The 19,867-nt window shown below is 70.3% G+C and carries 14 protein-coding genes and 2 pseudogenes; 5 read left to right on the top strand and 11 right to left on the bottom strand.

All coding sequences use genetic code 11. The annotated features are described in order from the left end of the window. Together FL311_RS44260 and FL311_RS27325 are read left to right on the top strand one after the other, a co-directional pair. Positions 1 to 580, top strand: a pseudogene (locus tag FL311_RS44260) (hypothetical protein); the annotation flags it as partial. Between the two features lie 6 nt (positions 581 to 586). Beyond that, entirely contained in the window at positions 587 to 1,402 is an 816-nt protein-coding gene (locus FL311_RS27325; RefSeq protein WP_228557110.1) for a hypothetical protein, read from the top strand. Positions 1,403 to 1,681: 279 nt separating this feature from the next. Here the strand turns inward: FL311_RS27325 and FL311_RS27320 are convergent, their stop codons facing one another. Next, on the bottom strand, positions 1,682 to 1,906 hold the full coding sequence (locus FL311_RS27320) for a twin-arginine translocase TatA/TatE family subunit (RefSeq protein WP_141329496.1): 225 nt from the start codon (positions 1,904 to 1,906) through the stop codon (positions 1,682 to 1,684). Between the two features lie 113 nt (positions 1,907 to 2,019). On the opposite strand from FL311_RS27320, the gene FL311_RS27315 reads away from it, so the two are divergent. Then, entirely contained in the window at positions 2,020 to 2,745 is a 726-nt protein-coding gene (locus FL311_RS27315; protein WP_141329494.1) for a glycerophosphodiester phosphodiesterase, read from the top strand. A gap of 9 nt (positions 2,746 to 2,754) precedes the next feature. Here FL311_RS27315 and FL311_RS27310 read toward each other — a convergent pair whose 3' ends face one another. The 3 genes from FL311_RS27310 to FL311_RS27300 form a co-directional block, all read right to left on the bottom strand. Further along, positions 2,755 to 3,642: a hypothetical protein gene (locus tag FL311_RS27310; RefSeq protein WP_141329492.1), complete on the bottom strand. Its 888-nt coding sequence runs from the start codon at positions 3,640 to 3,642 to the stop codon at positions 2,755 to 2,757. Between the two features lie 174 nt (positions 3,643 to 3,816). Beyond that, positions 3,817 to 7,056: an MXAN_5808 family serine peptidase gene (locus FL311_RS27305; protein WP_141329490.1), complete on the bottom strand. Its 3,240-nt coding sequence runs from the start codon at positions 7,054 to 7,056 to the stop codon at positions 3,817 to 3,819. Between the two features lie 218 nt (positions 7,057 to 7,274). After that, positions 7,275 to 8,090: an EI24 domain-containing protein gene (locus FL311_RS27300; RefSeq protein WP_141329488.1), complete on the bottom strand. Its 816-nt coding sequence runs from the start codon at positions 8,088 to 8,090 to the stop codon at positions 7,275 to 7,277. Positions 8,091 to 8,150: 60 nt separating this feature from the next. On the opposite strand from FL311_RS27300, the gene FL311_RS27295 reads away from it, so the two are divergent. Further along, positions 8,151 to 9,494, top strand: coding sequence for a glutamate--cysteine ligase (locus tag FL311_RS27295; protein ID WP_141329486.1), 1,344 nt, complete (start codon positions 8,151 to 8,153; stop codon positions 9,492 to 9,494). Positions 9,495 to 9,503: 9 nt separating this feature from the next. On the opposite strand, the gene FL311_RS27290 is transcribed toward FL311_RS27295, so the two are convergent. Both FL311_RS27290 and FL311_RS27285 read right to left on the bottom strand, forming a co-directional pair. After that, a complete protein-coding gene (locus FL311_RS27290) occupies positions 9,504 to 10,127 on the bottom strand; it encodes an outer membrane beta-barrel protein (protein WP_141329484.1) in 624 nt (207 codons plus the stop codon). 121 nt (positions 10,128 to 10,248) lie between these two features. Beyond that, positions 10,249 to 11,757: an Hsp70 family protein gene (locus FL311_RS27285; protein WP_255510367.1), complete on the bottom strand. Its 1,509-nt coding sequence runs from the start codon at positions 11,755 to 11,757 to the stop codon at positions 10,249 to 10,251. Between the two features lie 160 nt (positions 11,758 to 11,917). Between FL311_RS27285 and FL311_RS44255 the strand changes: the two genes are divergently transcribed. Next, positions 11,918 to 14,368, top strand: a complete 2,451-nt coding sequence (locus tag FL311_RS44255; protein ID WP_194869383.1) for a hypothetical protein — start codon at positions 11,918 to 11,920, stop codon at positions 14,366 to 14,368. Between the two features lie 413 nt (positions 14,369 to 14,781). Here the strand turns inward: FL311_RS44255 and FL311_RS45375 are convergent. The 5 genes and pseudogenes from FL311_RS45375 to FL311_RS44250 form a co-directional block, all read right to left on the bottom strand. Continuing rightward, positions 14,782 to 15,078: pseudogene (locus FL311_RS45375) on the bottom strand (TIGR02266 family protein); the annotation flags it as partial. Further along, positions 15,075 to 15,740 (bottom strand): hypothetical protein, encoded by a 666-nt coding sequence (locus FL311_RS27275; protein WP_141329482.1) that lies wholly within the window; start codon positions 15,738 to 15,740, stop codon positions 15,075 to 15,077. The gene FL311_RS27275 and the pseudogene FL311_RS45375, both read right to left, overlap by 4 nt. After that, a complete protein-coding gene (gene alaS, locus FL311_RS27270; protein WP_141329480.1) occupies positions 15,737 to 18,433 on the bottom strand; it encodes an alanine--tRNA ligase in 2,697 nt (898 codons plus the stop codon). The genes FL311_RS27275 and alaS overlap by 4 nt, the downstream gene beginning before the upstream one ends. A gap of 149 nt (positions 18,434 to 18,582) precedes the next feature. Continuing rightward, positions 18,583 to 19,029: a DapH/DapD/GlmU-related protein gene (locus tag FL311_RS27265; RefSeq protein WP_074950708.1), complete on the bottom strand. Its 447-nt coding sequence runs from the start codon at positions 19,027 to 19,029 to the stop codon at positions 18,583 to 18,585. Positions 19,030 to 19,317: 288 nt separating this feature from the next. Next, the coding region (locus FL311_RS44250) for a hypothetical protein (RefSeq protein ID WP_305036172.1) at positions 19,318 to 19,867 on the bottom strand (550 nt) is incomplete at its 5' end.

Here is a 19,867-nt window from a genome sequence, read left to right as displayed (position 1 = left end):
GGTGACGGCCCTGTTCGTCAACCTGGTGGTCGCCGCCGCCCTCGTGGTGGGGCTGGGCGCGCTGGGCTGGGTCTACCTGCATGAGGGCCGGGTGGACTTCTCCGTCCTCTCCCCCGAGCGCCTGCGCTCGCTCGTCGTCCCCGCGCCCACGCCGCTGGTGGCGCTCGACGTGTCCAATGGCCTGTACGAGACACAGTCCGGCAAGCCGCTCTTCTTCATCCGGGGGGACGCGGAGAACCGCACCGGCTCGGCGACGCACCTGCGCGTGCGCGGCGCCCTCTTCGATGGGAACCAGCGTGTGCGCTCCGTCGAGGGACTCGCGGGCTCGGTGGCGACCTCCGAGGATCTGTTCGCGGTGAGCAACACCGAGTCGGCCCTGGCCCTGCGCCAACGCATGGACGCCGCCGCCGTCTCCGTGGCCCCTGGTGCCCGAGCGCCCTTCCTGCTCGTCTTCCACGAGTACCCGGCCGCCCTCGATGGCTTCCGACTCGAAGTCACCGTGGAGGCCGTCCCCGCGCCGGCCGCCGCCGCTCCTCCCGCCGAGCCCACCGCGCCGGCCCAGGCCAAGCCCACGGAGTGAGCCGCCATGCCCTCGCTGGAGGAAGCTCGCAACGTCGCCCGATTCCTCCACGCGCTCGGAGGCGGCGCGTCGGTGCGTCGCAAGGCGGCCGCGAGGGAGCTGTCGCGCGGGGACCCGCTCGACGCGAATGAGCTGGTGGGGCACCTCATCTCCCTGGCCCGTCAGGGCTGGGAGCCCGCCACCTGCGTGCTGTCCGACTTCATGGCCGCGCTCGCGCAGGAGGCGGAGCACATCCCCCACGTGGGCGCGCTGCGCAGGCTCGCGCATGTGCAGTCGCTCGACACCGTGGCGGACCTGTTCGCCCAGGGCCCCGCGAAGCGCGAGATGCACCCGGATGCCGCGGCGCGCGCGGACGCCAATGCCTTCTCGCAGTCGCTCGGGCACCTCAAGCAGCAGGCCCGGCTCACCAGGGATCCGGACACGCTTTCGCGCTTGGCCACGGTGAGCAACCCTTCGGTCCTGCGCAACGTCCTCATCAACCCCCGCCTCACCGAGGAGCTGGTGGTGCGCGTGGCCGCGCGGCGTCCCGCGCGCCCCGAGCCGCTGGTCGAAATCTGGAGGTCCCCGCGCTGGTCCGTGCGCCACGCGGTGCGCCGGGCGCTCGTCTTCAACCCGTACCTGCCTCCCGAGGTGGGCGCGAAAATCGTCCCGCTCCTCAACACGGGGGACCTGCGCGAGCTCATCTCGGACAACTCCGTGCATGCCTCGCTGCGCGAGCAGGCCTCCCGACTCCTGGCCGAAACCCCCGAGTCCCTCCGCACCACGCGCTCTGAAGCGACGGAAGCCCCCAGGGCTCGCGCCGGACACCACGGCCCGGATTGAGTCGAGGGGCCCCCCGCTTCAAGTGATCACGAACGGTCGGCGTGCCACGACCTCACGTCGGTCACCTCGCGGTCCGGCTGCCTCGAACCACAGGGTGGGCGCGCAGGCTCCAGTCACCACGACCCGGACGGATGAGAAGCGTGCCCCGCTTCACGAGGCTTCGAAGGAGCGGCGCATCACGCACTCTCCACGGCCACCTCGTGCCCGGATGACTCGAACCCCACGTGGGCGCACCGCGCGCACGCTCCGGACAGCCGAGAAGCGGGGAGGGGCGCCAGCCTAGCGGCGGCGCGGGGCGTCCTGCTCGGTGTACTCGGCGTCGGTGGAGCCCCGACGTGAGGACGGCAGCGACTTGGCGTCGATGAGGTCCTCGCCCTTGGACGCCTTGCGGAACGAGTAGACGAACTTGCCCACCGCGTTGCCGAGCTGACCCATCCGGGCGGCCGAGAAGACCACCAGCAGGATGAAGCCGAGGACGATGAATTCTCCGAGGCCGAGGCCCATGATGAGGGCACAGTGCAGCAAAGGGGCGGGGGAGGCAAGCCGCGCGTCCAGCCGTGGACGCCTGCCCGCACTTCGGCTGCACCCGGCGGCCGCTTCCGTCGCACACTGCGCCCATGCTCCTGCTTGCCCACCGAGGCGCCTCCGCCGACGCCCCCGAGAACACCCTGGAAGCCTTCTCCGAGGCGGCCCGTCAGGGCGCCGACGGCGTGGAGCTGGACGCCATGGTGTGCGGCTCGGGCGAGGTCGTCGTCTGTCACGACGAGCGCCTGGAGCGCCTGGCCCGCCTGCCCTGGGAGGTGCGCACCACCCCCTGGTGGAAGCTCCAGAAGGCCGACGTGGGCTCTCCCCTCGGCTTCGCTCCGGCCCGCATCCCCTTGCTGGAGGAGGTGCTGCTGTCACTGCCCCCACAGTTCATCGTCAACATCGAGCTCAAGTGCGAGCGCTTCGATGACGACGGCCTGGCGCGCAAGGTGGCCCGGCTCGTGCGCGACCTGGACATGGCCGAGCGCGTGGTCATCTCCAGCTTCAACCCGCTGTGCCTCTTCCGGCTGCTCGCCGTCGCGCCCGAGCTGCGCCGGGGCTACCTCATCGACCCGGACCGGCGCTGGGGCGTGCAGGCCTACGCGGTGAGCCCGCTGGTGTCCTCGCACTCGGTGCACCCGTACCACGTGGACTGCACGCCGGAGCGGGTGGCCACCTGGCGAGCCGCGGGGCTGCGCGTGGCCGCGTGGACCGTGGATGACGCCGCCCGCGCGAGCGAGCTCGAGCGCATGGGCGTCAGCTACCTCATCACCAACAGGCCGGGCGCGGTGCGCGAAGCCCTGCGCGCCGCGGCCTGAGGGCGCCGCTCAGAAGTCCAGGCCCAGCGTGGTGCTGAACGCGAAGACGCCCGGCAGGCCCCGGTCCTCGCTCGCGCCCGGGTCCTCGACGCTGCCCGTGCGGGTGATCGACAGCTCCGCGCCCAGCTGCAGCACGCCGCCGATGAAGCGCACGCCGCCGTAGAAGCGCTGGTTCACGTTGTCGCCGAAGGACACCTTCCGGTACGGCGCCGTATTCTCCAGCGCCTCGCGCGAGTCGTTCCCGGTGGAGTCCTCGTAGGAGCGGTTCGGCTGGAAGTCGATGCGGCTGCTGGTGGCGCCCACGAAGCCCAGGTCCAGACCGCCGTAGGGCGTCAGCGTCACCATGCCGCCCAGGGGGAACTGCTTGCCCACGCCCAGGTCCAGGCCCATCACCGTGAGGCTCAAGTCCCTGGTGCCGAACAGCTTGGTGACGTGGCCTCGCACGCCCACGTCCGGCAGCCACGTGAAGCCCTCGTTGACGGCCCACTTCACCTCGCCGGTGGCCACCACCTGGCTGCTCTTCTCCACCCAGCCCACGCGCCCCCCCAACTCCAGCGAGAAGGGCAGGCCCTTGCGCACGTGGAAGGAGGGGATGAGCACCGTGGAGGGCTGCTCCGGGTTCTCGGTGGGGATGCGCACGCTGTCCGGAAGCGACACCACGGACAGCTCCGCGTTGATGGCCCAGGCCGAGTGCCCCGTCGTCTCCGGCGGCATCAGGTTCGCCGAGGTGATGGCGGCGCCCATGATGCGCGCGAAGGCCTGGAAGTCCGCGTTGGCGGAGGAGTTCGCCGTCGTCGGGTCCCCGAACTCGGAGATGCGCAGGTCGTTCTGGTCCGCGTACGCGGTCGCTCCCGAGACACACGCCGCCAGGGCGAGCCACCGACTGAACGTCCGCATTCGAGTCACCGCCTCCCGAGCACCCGCCGGCCGGGGGCGCCCCACGGCGTCGGACGCTAACGCCTGCTCGCGAGGAGCGTCAACAAAACGGGCGGCCCCTCCCGCCAGTCTCCGTGAGGAGGACTGGCGGAACGGACCGCCCGGATGGCTGCGTCCGGCCCGTGGGCCGGAGGACTACTGCTGCCGAGGCTTCACCGTCCCGGCCGGCTGACCCGGCGCGGGCACCGTCTGGGCGACCTCCGCCGGACGGCGGCGGATGACCAGGGTGCGGCGGCTGGCGAAGTCGGTGCTCTCGCGCGCCACCACCAGCACGTTGTTGTTGCCCTCCTTGAGCGTGAACTCGGTGGAGAACTTCAGCGTGTTGGGCTCGCCCTTGGCCGGGTCCACGCCCTTGAAGAAGACCTTCTGGTCATTCACCAGCACGTAGACGTCCAACAGGCCGTTGGGGTCCGTCACCACGCCGGACAGGGTGAACTTCTCCCCGTTGGCCACCAGGCCGCCCGAGGACGGGTCCGCGTCCAGCTTGATGTCCGGCGGACGGCGCGTCGTCGTCCAGGCCATCTTGGGCGCCACGGGCTTGCCGGCCTTCACCTCGCGAGCATCCTGGGTGCGCACGAAGGCGAAGCGGTTCTTCTCCAGCTCCACGCGCAGGAAGCCCTTCGTCGAGGCCTCCACCGGCAGCACCGCGGCGGCGTTCAGCTTCGCCACCGGGCGGGCGTTCTCCACCGGCGAGCCGAACAGCTCCACCTTCTCCGCGATGCGCACCGAGCCCTTCTTGGGCTCCATCGTGGCCACCGCCGCGTCCTTCACCGGCAGCTCCATCTTCTCCATCACGAACTCCTCGAGGGGCTCGTCGATGATGGCCAGCTTCAGCGGGAAGGTGTCGCCCTTGTAGCCCTTCTTCACCTCCACCTGAAAGCGCGCGGACTTCGTCTCACCCGACTTCAGCTCGCCGAGTTTGAAGCGGCCCTTCTCGATGAAGATGTTCGCGTCGCCGCCGTTCTTGATCTGCGTGAACGAGTCCAGCGCCGTGCCCGGACCCACGTTCGTCACGTCCAGCAGCACCGCCACCGACTCACCGCGCTGCACCACGCCGTCGCCGTTGCAGGCGGCGCAGTCGTCGATGACCTGCCAGTTGAACGCGAAGGACGGACGCGGCAGCTCGGCGAAGTTCAGCTCCGACACGCGCGTCTCCGGCAGCGCGCCCTGGTCGTCGAAGAAGCGCACCGTCACGTCGTCGCGGCGGCTGGTCAGGTCCTTGGGCAGGCGCACCTTCACCTTCCAGGACTTCTTCTCGCCCGGGTTGAGCGCGCCGAAGATGAACTCGCGGCGGTCCAGGAACGCGTTGTCGCTCTCGGTCCAGGCGCGCACGCGCTTGAGCGGCTCGCCGCCCTTGTTCTCCGCCGTCACCACCATCTCCAGGAGCTCTCCGGCCATGATCTTCGCGTCCGGGGACGGCGTCAGCGTGCCCGTCAGCTGCACGTTCTTCGGCGTGGGACCGGCGCTCCAGTCCACACCCAGCGCGGCGATGGCGTTGTTGATGCGCGTCTCCTCCTCGCGGCGCTTCTGCTCGATGAAGGACTTGCCCTGCTCCAGCATCTTCTGGCGGGTGGTGGCCGGCGCGCGCAGCACGTAGTCGCGCGCGAACTGCACCTCGAAGTCCTCCTTGATCTCATCCTGGGACTCCGCGTCGAGCTGGTCGTCCAGGTCCTCGCCCTGGCCCGCCACGTCGAGCAGCGGGTCGTTCTCGCCGTGGGGCTTCTTGTCCACCTTCTCGGTGGCGGCGGCCTTGGGCTTGGGCTCCTCCTTGGCGGCGGCGGCCAGCTTCTCCTGCTGCTTGGGGTCCACCTTCAGGTACTTGAGGCTCTCGCGCGGCTTCTCGCGGTCCAGCACGTCCTCGCGCTTCTTGGCGACGGTGGTGGAGTCCGGGTTGCCGAAGTGCTGGTCCAGGTCCGCCTCGCCCATGGAGCGGCGCGACGCGAACACGTCCACGCGCTCGTCGGTGACGCGGGTGGGCACCAGCTGGATGTCCGGGACGATGCCGACCTCCTGGATGGAGACGTCGCCGGGCGTCAGGTACTTGGCGATGGTCAGCTTCAGCGCGCTGTCGTCCGGGAAGTCGTACAGCACCTGCACGCTGCCCTTGCCGAACGTCTGCCGGCCGATGATGACGCCGCGGTTCAGGTTCTTGAGCGCGCCCGCCACGATTTCGGACGCTGACGCGCTGCCCGCGTTCACCAGCACCGCGATGGGGTAGGCGTCCTCGCCCTCCGTGGGACGCGCGCGCTTCTCCTCGCGCAGCTTGTCCGACAGGCCCACCGTCGCGACGATGGTGCCGCTCGACAGGAACGTGTCCGACACCTGGATGGCCTGCTCCAGGAGCCCGCCCGGGTTGCCGCGCAAATCCAGCACCAGGCCCTTGAAGCCGCCCTTGGTGTCCGCCTGCTTGCGCAGCTCGCCCAGCGCCGCCTCCAGGTCGCGCGTGGTGTTGCCCTGGAAGTTCTTCAGCCGGATGTAGCCGACGTTCCCGGAGAGCATCTTGTGCTGCACGCTCTCGATGGAAATCATGGCGCGCGCCACCGTCATCACGCGCGGCTTCTCCCAGCCGTCGCGCTCCACGGTGATGGTGATGCGGCTGTCCACCGGGCCGCGCAGCTTGGACACGGCCTCGTTGAGGTCCATGTTGACGGTGGACTCCTCGCCAATCTTCTTGATGCGGTCATCCTTCTGGATGCCGGCGCGGTGCGCGGGCGTCTTGGGCAGCACCTTGACGACGGTGAGGTTGCCCTCGCGCATCTGGATGACGAAGCCCAGACCGCCGAACTCGCCCTTGGTGGACAGCTTCATCTCCCGGTACAGCTCCGGGCGCAGCAGCACCGAGTGCGGATCCAGGGTGGACAGCATGCCGTTGACGGCGGCGTACTCGATGTCGCGCGTGTCCTCGATGGGGCGCATGTTCTTCGACAGGAAGTCGAAGACGTCCTTGAGCGCGAACGACATCTTCCACAGCGAGTCGACGTGCGCGATGTCGAACTCGCGCGACTTGCCGTTGACGTTGACCGCCAGCTTGCCCGTCTCCGCGTTGCCGTCCACCAGCACGTCCGGGACGCTCTTCTCCACGTACTCGAGCGAGGAGATCATCATCTCCTTCGGCTTGATGCGCTTGGGGTCGACGTAGTTCTCCTTGACGTAGAGGATGACCTTGGTCAGCACGCGAAGGCTGTTGAGGTCATGCGGCGCCTTCTCGCCCTTGGCGGAGGGCAGGCTGCCGTCCCAGGTGCCCTGCCCCTGACCGGCCTCCGCCGCGCCCATCATCAGCGGTATCGGCGCGCGATGGCTGCCCACGAGGGCCCATGCTCCGAGGAGCACGGCTACGGCGGAGATGCGGCGGAGAAAACGCGGCATGTGATTCATCCAAGCTGGAGCACCGTGCGGCACTCCGGGGTGTGACGTGAAATGCCTAGAAAATCCGAACCCTTGAAACGGTAGCTGGGCATTGAAGCGGCCGGGCAAGCCTAATCACGGCTTTCTGGTGCTTCAAGGCGTCGACTCTCCGCTGAAGTGGCAGAACGTCCCTGGCGGGCACTGCGTTCCCGCCCTGCTGGCTCCGACAGCCGGTGGAGGCGTTTATTTCAGGGCAGCGCCCCCTGGCTGGCCCCGGGAGGGGGCGGCAGGAGGCCCGTCTTCAGGAACCCCCGGTAGAGGAGGGTGCCCGCGACGATGGCCACCGGGAGGAAGAACGTATTGAGGATCGGCACCCAGAGCAGGAGGTAGACGCCCGCCCCCAGGCCCAGGCAGAGGGCGCGGCGCTGGCGGAGCATCCGGCGCACCTCGGCGAAGGGGTACAGGTGGCGCGTCATGGGGGCGGCCAGGAACTCGCCCGCCATCCAGGTCATGGTCCACAGGGCCCCCAGCACCGTCCACAGCACGCTGCCCACCCCGGGGATGAGGTGCAGGGGCAGCAGGAGCGTCAGCCCGGCGAGCAGGAAGAAGAGCCGGGCGAGCGTGTGCAACAGGCCCGTGGTGATGCCCCGCACGAAGCCGGCCAGGGTGAAGGGCGGGCCGTCGTTTCCTCCACAGAGGGCCTCGGTGGCCTCCGACAGCGGGTCCTGCAGGGGGGCGAGCAGGAGGGGCGGGACGATGTTGGCGCCCACCACCCAGAGCACCAGCCCCGCGAGCACCAGCACCGTGTACCAGGCGCCCCGGCCGTACCAGGACTCGGGCAGGGTCCAGACGGAGCCCAGCGCCAGGGGGGCGTAGTGGTACAGGAGCCACGCCAGGCCCACCAGGGCGATGGCGGTGACGACGGCGCACAGGGCGGACAGGACGAAGAGGCGGCGGGAGCGCAGGATGAGGCCCGCGGCTCGGCCGAGCAGCCCCAGCCCCTGGAAGAAATCGGACAGGCGCGGCTGGGGGGACACAGTGGGGATGGGAGAGGGAGGGCTCATGGCGGGCCAGTGCGCGAATCGACAGCGGGTCCGGAGGTCCCCGTTATATAGGGCGCGCCCATGTCACTCGACCTCAAGCGAGCCGCCTCCGAGCCCATCACCTCCGTCGACATGCTGGTGTCGGGATTTCGCGCCGCCGAGAAACCCCAGGGCGAGCTGCGCCTGGGGCTCGAGCACGAGAAGCTCCTCTACCCGGTGGGCTCGTCCGAGCCGGTCCCCTACGAGGGTGACTCCGGGGTGGGCGCGCTCCTGAACCGGCTGGCTCCCGACGGCTACGTCCCGTTCCGGGAGACGCCCGACTCCCCCGTCATCGCCCTGCAGCGCGAGCGCGGCGAGGCCACCATCTCCCTGGAGCCCGGCGGCCAGTTCGAGCTGTCCGGCAGCCCCTTCCACACCGCGCGCGAGGCGCACGCGGAGAACCTGGCCCACCTCCAGCAGGTGAAGGCGGCGGCGGGGGAATTGGGGCTGCGGCTCGTCACCCTGGGCTACCGGCCCACGGGGACCACGTTCACCCAGCCGTGGATGCCCAAGAGTCGCTACCTGGTGATGCGGCGCACCCTGCCGGAGCGCGGCCGGCTGGCGCTGAACATGATGTTGATGACCGCCACCGGACAGGTGTCGCTCGACTGGAAGGACGAGGCGGACTGTGTCCGCAAGACGGTGGTGGTGGCCCGGCTGTCCCCCATCATGAACGCGCTGTACGCCAACAGCCCGCTCGTGGACGGAAGGCCCTCCGGCTATCTGTCCTTCCGCAACCGCGTCTGGGACGAGGTGGACCCGACGCGCTGCGGCTACCTGCCGGCGTTCTTCGACGGCTCCTTCTCCTACCGGGCCTACGTGGAGTGGGCGCTGGATGCGCCGCTGCTCTTCCTGCGCCGCCAGGGGCAGTACCTGCACCCGAAGCTCACCTTCCGACAGTTGATGGAGCAGGGCTTCGAGGGGAAGCCGCCGGACCTGGCGGACTGGACGGACCACCTCTCCACGCTCTTCCCCGAGGTGCGGCTGAAGAAGGTCGTCGAGGTGCGTGGCGCGGACTGCTGCAACCCCGCGATGACGGGCGCGCTGGCGGCCCTGTGGCGCGGCATCCTGTACGACGCCACGGCGCTGGACGAGGCGGAGCGGCTGTTGCCCAGGCTCACGTACGTGGAGCACCTGGCCTTCCACGACACGGCCCGGCGCGAGGGCCTGGCGGGGCGGCTGGGCGCGCGCGAGCTGTACCGGCTCGCGGAGGAGATGGTGGGCATCGCCCGGCGGGGCCTGAATCGGCTGGACGCGGCGGATGCGCCGCTGCTGGAGCCGCTCGCGGAGGTCGCCGCGTCCAAGCGCTCTCCGGCGGCGGAGCTGCTCGAGGCGTGGGAGAAGGACCCACGCCCCGAGACGGTGCTCGCGCTGCGCACGGTGTGAGCGGACGGGCTAGAAGCGGCCGCCCAGGGTGAGGTTGGCGTTGAAGAGGCTGCCCTTGGCGGCGCTGGTGGTGCCGGGGCGGTCCACCATGTTCTCGCCGCCCAGCAGGCGGTAGGTGGCCCGGGCGCCCGCGAAGAGGACGCTGCCCAGGCGGTAGTCCACTCCGGCGGCGAGCGGGAGCTCGGTCATCCAGTCGCTGTCGTAGACGCCATCGGCGCCATCGGAGGGGTCCACGTAGCTCAGGCCCACGCCAGCGCCGACGAAGGGCCGCCACTTCTCGTCGATGAGCGGGCCCGCCTTGGCCATCAGCCCCAGGTTGTTGCGCCACAGGCCCGCGTCCTCGTCGTCGATGCGCCGCGAGTCGACGGGCATGCGCTGCAGCTCGTAGCCGACTTCGATTCCCACGTACTTCCAGGCCTGGGCGTCAGCGTTGATGCTGAAGAGGGGGCCCACGCCCACGTCTTCGCCCAGGTCCCCCGTGAAGCTGCCCAGGCCCAATCGCACGTCGAGGCCGACCTCGGGCTGCTGCCTCACGTCCAGGGCCCCCGCCACCTTCTGGGCCTCAATCGCGAACGCGGGGCTCGCCAGCGCCACGGTCGCCACGGCGACTCCTCCCACCATCGAACGTCGCATCGACTACCTCCTCGTAAATCCGGTCAGCGGAAAGCTGGGCATCCGTTGAGTCGGCTACAGAGAGAGGCCACTGGAGCGGCGGTGGTTCGGAAGGTCCGACAGGAGCCGGACGAAGGGGCGCTCAGCGGCGGCCGAAGAGCTTCTTCAGCCCGGAGAGCAGGCCACTGGGACGCGCCTCGGGCTCGCCCACCAGCGGCGAGCGGGCGACGAGCGCCTCGCGCCCCGCGTCGTCCAGGTCCTCCAGGGCGAGGGAGACAGGCTGGCGGCGCACGCCTGGCAGCGTGGCCTCGAGGGACAGGGCGGCGTCGGCGGTGAGCGCGAAGTGCAGCTCCACCTCACCCGGGCGCTCGACGTTGAGTGAGACGCGGCCGAGGTATTCGTTCTCCGCGACGAGCGGCGCGGTGCCCTGGAAGAGGGCGAGCTCCAGCGGGCCGGGCGCGGGCACGGGGATGACGAGTGTCTTGCCCGCGGGCAGTCGTGTCGTTCGCTCGAGCACGCGGCGCTGGGTGCCTCCGCGCTCGGCGACGCCGATGGGGGCGGAGAGGACCTCGGAGACGGAGGCGGCGGGCTTGCCGCCCTCGGCGAGCACGATTCCGTGGCCGAGCAGGGCCGCGCCCAGGGCCACGGCGCCGCGCGCGTCCACGTCGTCGCGCACGGGGACGCCGAGGCTCTCCTCCAGGCGGCGGCGGACGAGGGGCGTGCGGCCCTGGCCACCCACGAGGAGCACGGCGTCGAGTCCCTGGGGGGAGAGGGCGTTGGAGTCGAGGACCTCGCGCACGACGGACGTCACGCGCTGGGCGAGGTCCGCGGTGAGGGCCTCCATGCGCTCGCGGCTGAGCGGGGGGACGCTTCCCGAGGGCAGGCAGACGTCCACCTGGTCCTGCTCGGTGAGGGCCATCTTGGCGGACTCGGCGGCGCTGCGCAGGGGGCCCCAGTCGAGTGGGTGCTCGGGGCGGGGGAGGCCCTGGGCCGCGAGGTCGCTGGCGAGGGCCTCGGCGATGCGGGCGTCGAAGTCGAGGCCGCCCACGGTGGGGTCTCCGCCGGTGGTGATGACCTCGAGGTCGTCGCCGGTGACCTGGACGACGCACACGCCGAGCCCGCCGCCACCGAGGTCCACGACGAGCACGCGCTTGCGAGCCAGGCCCTTGCCGTGACCGTGGGCGAGGGCCGCGGCGGCGGGGGCGGTGAGGATGCGCTGGGCATCGAGTCCGGCCATGGTGGCCGCGTCACGCAGGGCGGCGCGCTGTCGGTCGGTGAAGTGGGTGGGGGCGCAGATGACGGCGCGAGTGGCCTTGCGGCCGACGAACGTCGACGCGGCGTGCTTCAGCTCGCGCAGGAGTAGCGCGGTGACGAGCGTGGGGGCGACGAGGCGTCCCCCGAGCTCCACGGAGGCATCCCCGCTCGGGTCCGCGGCGACGGGGAAGGGGAGCTGTGGGGCGAGGGTGCGCAGGCGGGGCGAGCGTGCGCGCAGGCCGAGCAGTCGCATGAGTCCGGGCGCGGCGCGACGTGGCGCGCGCGTGGCTTCGACCTGCGCGGCGGGGCCGACGAGCAGCTCTTCGTTGCCGTCCACGGCGACGAGGGCGGGGAGTTCGTGGTCGTCGGTGCCCGGGAGCGGGACGAGCTGGGCGATGCCGTCGTGGAAGACGGCGACGCGCGCGTGAGAGGTGCCCAGGTCGATGCCGAGGACGACCTCGGGGAGCGAGGGGGAGGTGGTGGGCGCGGCGACGGGGACTTCGAGCAGCGCGCGGCGGCGATTGCGCGCGGTGTCGGCATCTTGTGGAGGAGTCGGGGTGTCGCTGGGCGCGGCCCTCGCTTCGGTGGTCGGCCGAGGGGCGGGCTGTGTCGCGGGCGTGGCGTCAGTGGTGACGGGCGTGGCTGTGGCACCAGTGCTGTGGGGCGGTGCCGCGGTGGCGTGTGCCGACTGCCCCGGTTCTGTCGTGCCCGTGGTGACGGTCGCGTCTGTCGTACCGACGCTGGTTGAGGCAGTGGACTGTGTCGACGAGGCTGACTCGGTCGTGCCCACAGTGTCTGCGGTACCGACGCCGGTCGATGCAGGGGGCTGGGGCGTCGAGGCCGACTCGGTGGTGACAGCCGTGGCGGTCACGTCTGCGGTACCGACGCCGGTCGATGCAGTGGGCCGTGTCGACGAAGCGGACTCGGTCGTGCCCGTGGATGCCGCCACGCTTGCTGCACCGGCGCTGCTCGACGCGGTGGACTGTGTCGTTGAAGCCGACTCGGTGGTGACAGCCGTGGCGGTCACGTCTGCGGTACCTACGCCGGTCGACCCAGTGGACTGTGTCGACGAAGCTGACTCGGTCGTGCCCTTGGTGTCTGCCGCACCGACGCTGATCGATGCAGTGGGCTTTGTCGACGAGGCTGACTCGGATGTGCCCGTGGATGCCGCCGCGCCTGCTGCATCGAGGCTGCTCGATGCAGTGGACTGTGTTGTCGGGGGCGAATCGGTCAGGCTCGTGGATGCCGTTACGCCTTCCGCATCGACGCCGGTCGATTCAGTGGGCTGTGTCGACGAGGCCACCTCAGGCGTGGTCGCCGTGGTGGTCGCGTCTGCTGCCTCGAGGCTGCTCGACGCTGTGGGCAGTGTCGAAGCCGACTCGGTCGCGTCCGCGGTGGTGGTCACGCCTACCGCACCGATGCCGCTCGGCGCTGTGGGCAGGGTCGTCGAAGCCGACGCGGTCGTGCCTGTCGATGCGGTTACGCCTGCTTCATCGATGCTGGTCGATGGAGTGGGCTGTGTCGTCGAAGCCGACTCAGTCGAGCCCGTCGATGCGGTTACGCCTGCTTCATCGATGCTGGTCGATGGAGTGGGCTGTGTTGCCGAAGCCGACTCAGTCGAGCCCGTCGATGCGGTTACGCCTGCTTCATCGATGCTGGTCGATGGAGTGGGCTGTGTCGTCGAAGCCGACTCAGTCGAGCCCGTCGATGCGGTTACGCCTGCTTCATCGATGCTGGTCGATGGAGTGGGCTGTGTCGTCGAAGCCGACTCAGTCGAGCCCGTCGATGCGGTTACGCCTGCTTCATCGATGCTGGTCGATGGAGTGGGCTGTGTTGCCGAAGCCGACTCAGTCGAGCCCGTCGATGCGGTTACGCCTGCTTCATCGATGCTGGTCGCTGGAGTGGGCTGTGTTGCCGAAGCCGACTCAGGCGTGCCTGCGGTGGCGGTCACGTCCGCTGCACCGATGCTGGTCGATGCAGTGGTCGGCGCTGCCGCGGCCGACTCGGTCGTGCTCGTAGATGCCGTTACTTCTGGTTCATCGAAGAGGTTCGACACAGGCTGTGTCGACGACGCCGATTCGGTCGTTCCCTCAGTGGCAGGCACGCCAGCCGCGCCGACGGTGGTCGATTCAGTGGGCTGTGTCGACGAGGCCGACCCGGTCGTGCCGGTAGGCGTGGACGTGGCGGGGGACTCGCCTGCCGCACCGGAGTTGTTCGTGGTGCCAGGCGTCGATGAGCCGGTGGTCTGTGTCGCTGGGCCGGGCTCCGTGATGGGGGACACCCCGTCGGCCCTGGTGATGTTCGTGAGGTTGGGCGTCGACGAACTGGATTCTGTCGTGCTGCCCGTGGCCACGGACGTGTTGAGGGGCACGCCTGGGCCGCTGGAGACATTCGTGGTGCCGGGTTCCGCCGATGTGCCCGTGGATGCGGACGTGACGGCGCCGGTGACGTCCTTGGTGCCGGGCTCCGAAGAGGTCGTCGGAGCGACTGACTGGAAGGCCTCGTCAGCGCTCGTTGGAGCTGTGCCCAACGTGTCCGCGGCGTCGGCGCTCGTTGACGCCTCGACGTCGGTAGCCGAGGGCTCCGAACTGTCCGTCACGGAGTCGAAGCGAGACGCCTCATTCGCCGTCGAGGCAGGAATCGATGGCCGCTGCGTCGACTCGGACCGTGCCTCCGAGATGGAGGCCGAGTCGGCGGTCGTCGCAGGTGCCGCTGTCTCGGCGGGCTGCGCGGTCGACGATGACGGCGGGGTGTCCCGCGCGTCGAAGTCGTCGCCGAAGAGGGCTTCAGCCGTGAGCGTCGACCGCGATTCTGGCGAGGCCGTCGTCCCCGGCGACTCCGCCGTCAGCGGCCGCGCTTCAGTGGGGCCGGAAGCATCGGTGGGCTCGTCGTCATCGGGACCGAACAGGCTCGCGGTGATGTCGAAGTCGAGCCCGGTATCGCCCACGGAGGCATCGGGAGGGGGAGCGGTGCTCGCGTCCACCTGCGCGTGTGCCGGCTCCGCCTGATGGTCGGCCGTTCCCGCCGTCGTCGATTCCGAAGTGCCTGGCCCTGTCCCTGAACCTTCGTCATGCCGAGCCCCGGCCTCGTGCTCAGGCTCCGCGCTCGAGGCTTCCCCCCCCGCGGACGGTGACGCGGCTTCCGATTCCGCGTCACGGGGAGCCTCGACGTCAGCGGCCCGCGACTCCGCCTCCGAACCGAACTCGCGCGGAGCTTCGTCCGCAGCCACAGGAGGCGCCGCCTCCGCGCCCGACGCCCGCTCACTCAGTCCGGCCGGAACAGTCCGGGCCGCCTCGGAGTTCGTGCCCCCGGGACTCATCGGCGGTGCCGCGGGTGCCGGCGTGGGCCGTCCCTTGCGCACCAACCCGGGAACCAGTTGATGCGGCGCGGGCTCGGGCGGCCCCTTCCTCGCGACGACACGGTCCACGAGCGCCTTGCTCGCCGCGTCCAGCTTCACGAAGCGCACCGTCATGCCGGAGCGCCCCGCGCCCGACTCCACCTGCGCCTTCACCACCACGCCCTCGCCGCGCAACAGCCGGCTCCCATCCGCCAGCACGAACTCGAACGCGAGCCCCGTTCCCTCGGGCTTCAGCGCGCGCGTGGCGATGAACACGCCGCCGCGCGCCACGTTCGAGCCATACTTGTCGATGAACTCCTCCTCCGTGCCGTACGGAAGACGGATGCGCAGCGGAAGCAGCTTGGGAACAAGCCCGCTCATCGCAGGGGGATCCGCACCTCTCCCCCCGTCCCCGGGATGACCAGCTGGAGGTCACCTTCCTTCAGGGCCGGCGGGGGCAGCTCGAACATGAGGATGACGTCCGAGCGCTCCTCGAGCGCCCACGTGCGGCGCAGCGGGCGCGTCCCCGCGAGCACCTGCGCATCCCGGGCAATCCCATACGTCGCGTCCCGCGCGCCCACCACCCGCGCCGCATCCCAATCCATCGTCACGGGCGCGGGACCCACGTTCTGCGTCACCAACTGCACCCGGAGGAACAGCTCCTCCGTCGTCATGCTCAGCTTCCCCGAGCCCTTCACCGAGTGCGAGGACTCCAGGCCCGTGAGCTTCACCGCCACCGTGTCCACGTGCACCGTGGCATTCGACTCCGGCAGCTCCAGTCGCCGGGGCGCCGCATCGTCCAACCCCGCGGCGAGCCCCGCGAGCTGCGCGTTCGGGTCTCCCCGAGTCGACTCGGGACCGGGCGTGGGACGGCCGCCCTGGTTCACCCGGTCCACCTCCTGACGCAGCTTCTGCAGCGTGCGCTCGTCCGCCGTGCCCAGGGCCCCGGACGCAGGCTCCTCCTTCGTGCAGCCCCCCGACAGGAGGGCCGCGGCCAGGAGCTGCGTCACCGACACCAGGGCCAGGCGGACACGAGGGCTCACGCGGCGCCAGCTCCCTTCACCAGCTCGTACAGCTTGTCGAGCGCGGCGGGCAGCTTCGCCGAGTCCGGGCCACCGGCCTGCGCCATGTCGGGCTTGCCACCGCCCTTGCCGCCGACCTCCTTGGCCATCTCCCGGACCAGCTCACCCGCGCTGATGCCCTTGGCCACCACGTCCTTCGTCACCGCGACGAGGATGATGGCCCGTCCGTCCTTCTCACCACCGATTGCCACCACCCCCGACTGGATGCGGTCCCTGAGCTGGTCCGCCATGCCGCGGAACACCTTGTCGTCCGCCGGGTCCACGCGCGTGGCCAGCACCTTCATGCCGTTGACGTCGCGCGCCTGCTCCAGCAGGTCCTTGCTGCCGGCCGTCTGCGCCTTGACGGAGACCTCCTCCACCTTGCGCTCGAGCTCCTTCACGCGCTTCTGCGTCGCCTCCACGCGCTTGACGACGTCCTTGGGCGACGTCTTGAGCAGCTCCGCCACCTTGCGCAGCTCGTGCTCCTGCTCGCGCACGTGCTGGAACGCGCCCACGCCCGTCAGCGCGATGATGCGCCGCACGCCGGACGCCACGCCGCTCTCGCTCGAAATCTTGAACAGGCCGATGTCGCCGCTGCGCTTGACGTGCGTGCCGCCGCACAGCTCGGTGGACTCCGGGTGCACGGTGACGACGCGCACCGTCTCGCCGTACTTCTCACCGAACATGGCCACCGCGCCGGACTTCTTCGCATCCTCCAGCGCCATGACGCGCGTCTGCGCCGCCGCGTTGTCGCGAATCCAGCCGTTGACCAGGTCCTCGACCTTCTCCGACTCCTCGGTCGTCATCGGACCGAAGTGCGAGAAGTCGAAGCGCAGGAAGTCCGCCGCCACGACGGAGCCCGCCTGCTTCACGTGCTCGCCCAGCACCAGCTTGAGCGCCTTGTGCAGCAGGTGCGTCGCGGAGTGGTTCGCGCGGATGGCCTTGCGCCGCTCCACGTCCACCGCCGCCTGCACCATGTCGCCGACCTTGAAGGTGCCCTCGGTGATTTCCACCGTGTGGACGATGAGCCCCTGCACCGGGCGCTGCGCGTCCAGCACCTTGGCCTTCGCCTTGCCGCCGTGGCCCACGATGTCGCCGGTGTCGCCCAGCTGGCCGCCGGACTCGCCGTAGAACGGCGTCCGGTCCAGCACCAGCTCCACCTTGTCGCCCTGGGACGCCTGGACCGCCTCCACGCCGTCGCGAATCAGCGCGCGGATGCTGCCCTCACCCTCGTGGCCCTCGCCCTCGTAGCCCAGGAACTCGGACGGCCCGAGCTTCTCGATGAGCTTGAGGTAGACGTCGCCGATGGCCTTGTCCTTGGTGAGCTTGCCGCCCTCGTTGCGCTCGCCTTCCTTCTTCAGCTCCTCCTCGAAGCCGGGGAGGTCCGCGTCCAGCCCATGCTCCCGCAGGATGATCTGCGTCAAATCCCACGGGAAGCCATAGGTGCCGTGCAGCAGGAACACGTCCGCGCCGGACATGAGCTTCTCGCCGGACTGCTTCAGCCGGGCGACGCTCTCGTCGATCATCTTCATGCCGCGGTTGAGCGTGCGGCGGAAGCTCTCCTCCTCGTGCTCGGCGACCTTGAGGATGAAGGGCCGGCTGTCGCGCAGCTCCGGGAACGCGTCACCCATCAGCTCGATGACCCGGTCCACGACCTTGAAGAAGAACAGCTGGTCCAGGCCCAGCAGCGTGCCGTGGCGGATGGCGCGGCGCATGATGCGGCGCAGGACGTAGCCCCGGCCCTCGTTGGAGGGCTGCACGCCGTCGGCGATGAGGAACGCCGCGGTGCGGCTGTGGTCCGCCACCACGCGGTGGGACGCGCCCGTCTCCTGTGAGTACGGCTTGCCGGAGACCTCCACCACCTTCGCGATGATGCTCTGGAACAGGTCGGTGTCGTAGTTGGAGCGCTTGCCCTGCACGACGGAGGCGATGCGCTCCAGGCCCGCGCCCGTGTCGATGGACGGCTTGGGCAGCGGAATCAGCGGCGCGTCCTTCTCCTTGCGCTCGAACTGCATGAACACGAGGTTCCAGATTTCGAGCCACCGGTCGCAGTCGCACGCGACGCCCTGACACTTCTTGCCCGCCGCCTCCTCGACACAGGGGATGTCGTCGCCCTGGTGGAAGTGGATCTCGGAGCAGGGGCCGCACGGGCCCGTCTCGCCCATGGACCAGAAGTTGTCCTTCAGGCCGAGCTTGTAGATGCGCTCGCGGGCGACGCCCTGCTTCGCCCACAGCTCGAACGCCTCTTCGTCCCACGGGATGCCGCCCTCGCCGTTGAACACGGTGATGGCCAGCCGCGCGGGGGGAAGTCCGAGCGTCTTCGTCACGAACTCCCAGCCGTACGCAATCGCGTCCGCCTTGAAGTAGTCGCCGAAGGAGAAGTTGCCGAGCATCTCGAAGAACGTGTGGTGGCGCGCCGTGTAGCCCACGTTGTCGAGGTCGTTGTGCTTGCCGCCGGCGCGCACGCACTTCTGCGACGTCGTGGCGCGGCTGTAGTCACGGCGCTCGCGGCCCGTGAAGACATCCTTGAACTGCACCATGCCCGCATTGGTGAACAGCAGCGTCGGGTCGTTGGCGGGCACCAGCGAGGAGGACGGGACGCGGCGGTGTCCACGCTCCTCGAAGAACTTGAGGAACGCCTCTCGAATCTCGGAGGCGGTCAGGGCGGAAGGCATGGTGTGGGTATATGCCACAAGAGTGGGCCGCGCAGGAGTTCTTGGAGTTTGCATGGAGGGGTGGACGCCCCGGCCGGCGAGACTCCGACAACCCCCGAGCCGCCTGGATGGCCGGTGGGGGAGGGGACACCGTCTCCCGAGGCCCCGCGTCAGTGCCCGTGCGACATCGTCTGCTTCACCTTCACCACCCGGGCGGGCATGCCCGCCACCACGGCCAGGGGCGGCACGTCCGATGTCACCAGGGCGCCGGCGCCAATCACAGCGCCGTCCCCCACGGTGACGGGGCCGATGATTTGAGCCCCCACGCCCACGTAGACGTTGCGGCCGATGCGCGGCACGCCGGGCACGCCCAGCTGCGGCTCCACGCTGACGTTCTGGGACAGGAAGCTGCCCTCGCCCACCTCCACGCCGGGGGCCACCACCACGCCGACGCCGCCGTAGCCCAGTCCCACCGAGGCATGCAGCCGCGCGTCGATGTCCACGTGGCTGTGCAGGAGCCGGTCGCCCACCGCGGCCACCATGTCCGGCAGCATCGGGACACCCAGCGTGCGAAGCCGCCTCGCGGCCCGGTAGAAGGTCAGCGCCGTCGGACCCATGTCCCACCCCGTCCCGTCCCCCGGCGACCCGACGACGGCCGGGCCAGGAGGCGCTCCTCGGCCCAGGACGCCATCCCGAGGTGGGAGGCAGCGGGCGTCGGAGGGGGCATCCAGGAGGACGGGCGCGTCGAAGCCATGGCTCCGCGCCAATCTAGGGGGGGCCCGCGTCCCGGCCAGTTGCTCGTTGGCCAGGGGCCCGCGAGCGTCCGCCAGCCAACCTCACCACGCCCCCTTGGACCTCCAAGTGCCACCGGTCCGACACTCGCTCCGGTGGCGGAAGGGGGTTGCTCAGGAGGCCTCGCCGTCGCGCAGGCGCTTGAGCGCGTCCTCGACGTACTGCACGCCCTTGGCGGTGATGGCCTTGCCCTTCTTGGTGTCCTGGGCGTACCCGGCGTGCAGCCGCAGGGCCTTGGCCGCGTTGGGGGCCGCGTAGGTGACGCCCAGCTCGCCCCAGAAGCGCGACGTCGTGCCGGACGTCACCTCCATGTCCAGCTCCGCGGCGCGCGCCAGGTAGAGCGGAATCAGCGAGCGCACGAGCTGGTCCTTCAGCTTGCCCGCGGAGGCGAGCTCCTCGTGACGCGGATGCGTCCGCAGCGCCGCCATCAACCGGTCCACCGCCTGTCCCGCGTCCGCGGTGGGCGATGCGGCCGCGGCCGGGCTCTCGCGCTTCTTCGCGCGGGGCTTGCTCCGGGCGGGGCTGCTCTTGCCCGGCTTCGGCGCGGGAGCCTTGGGGGCGCCCTTCGCGCTCTTCGGCACCTTGGCCTTTCGCGCCTTCGCGGCCTTTGTCGGGGGCGCGGGCTCCTCGGCCGCGACCTCGGCGGCGGGGGCTGGTGGCTCC

This window comes from Myxococcus sp. AB025B (assembly GCF_006518215.1).
Taxonomy (GTDB): Bacteria; Myxococcota; Myxococcia; order Myxococcales; family Myxococcaceae; genus Myxococcus; species Myxococcus fulvus.
This window is presented reverse-complemented; position numbering and strand designations above follow the sequence as displayed.

Bases quoted from the DNA above. Each gene is read 5' to 3' on its own strand.
- FL311_RS27325 (WP_228557110.1), top strand. From the start codon at position 587: ATGCCCTCGCTGGAGGAAGCTCGCAACGTCGCCCGATTCCTCCACGCG.
- FL311_RS27320 (WP_141329496.1), bottom strand. From the start codon at position 1,906: ATGGGCCTCGGCCTCGGAGAATTCATCGTCCTCGGCTTCATCCTGCTG.
- FL311_RS27315 (WP_141329494.1), top strand. From the start codon at position 2,020: ATGCTCCTGCTTGCCCACCGAGGCGCCTCCGCCGACGCCCCCGAGAAC.
- FL311_RS27310 (WP_141329492.1), bottom strand. From the start codon at position 3,642: ATGCGGACGTTCAGTCGGTGGCTCGCCCTGGCGGCGTGTGTCTCGGGA.
- FL311_RS27305 (WP_141329490.1), bottom strand. From the start codon at position 7,056: ATGAATCACATGCCGCGTTTTCTCCGCCGCATCTCCGCCGTAGCCGTG.
- FL311_RS27300 (WP_141329488.1), bottom strand. From the start codon at position 8,090: ATGAGCCCTCCCTCTCCCATCCCCACTGTGTCCCCCCAGCCGCGCCTG.
- FL311_RS27295 (WP_141329486.1), top strand. From the start codon at position 8,151: ATGTCACTCGACCTCAAGCGAGCCGCCTCCGAGCCCATCACCTCCGTC.
- FL311_RS27290 (WP_141329484.1), bottom strand. From the start codon at position 10,127: ATGCGACGTTCGATGGTGGGAGGAGTCGCCGTGGCGACCGTGGCGCTG.
- alaS (WP_141329480.1), bottom strand. From the start codon at position 18,433: ATGCCTTCCGCCCTGACCGCCTCCGAGATTCGAGAGGCGTTCCTCAAG.
- FL311_RS27265 (WP_074950708.1), bottom strand. From the start codon at position 19,029: ATGGGTCCGACGGCGCTGACCTTCTACCGGGCCGCGAGGCGGCTTCGC.